At 51.0% G+C, this 245-nt stretch carries 1 tRNA gene and 1 rRNA gene; both read right to left on the bottom strand.

Annotated elements, in window-relative coordinates:
- Window positions 1-33 precede the first annotated feature (33 nt).
- Window positions 34-110, bottom strand: a tRNA-Ile gene (locus AAC855_RS21405).
- Window positions 111-181: 71 nt separating this feature from the next.
- Window positions 182-245 (bottom strand): 16S ribosomal RNA (locus tag AAC855_RS21400); the annotation flags it as partial.

Below are 245 nucleotides of genomic sequence, written 5' to 3'. Positions count from 1 at the left end.
CCCTTATGCGAATCACGCCGCCGAAGGAAGAATTGGTAGGCCTGAGTGGACTTGAACCACCGACCTCACCCTTATCAGGGGTGCGCTCTAACCACCTGAGCTACAAGCCTATGCCGATACCGTCTCTTGTATCTTTCATCAGACAATCTGTGTGAACACTCACATTTCACCATCTTTAGGTTAAGGAGGTGATCCAACCGCAGGTTCCCCTACGGTTACCTTGTTACGACTTCACCCCAGTCATG

Source organism: Xenorhabdus bharatensis (assembly GCF_037996705.1).
Classification (GTDB): Bacteria; Pseudomonadota; Gammaproteobacteria; order Enterobacterales; family Enterobacteriaceae; genus Xenorhabdus; species Xenorhabdus bharatensis.
This window is presented reverse-complemented; position numbering and strand designations above follow the sequence as displayed.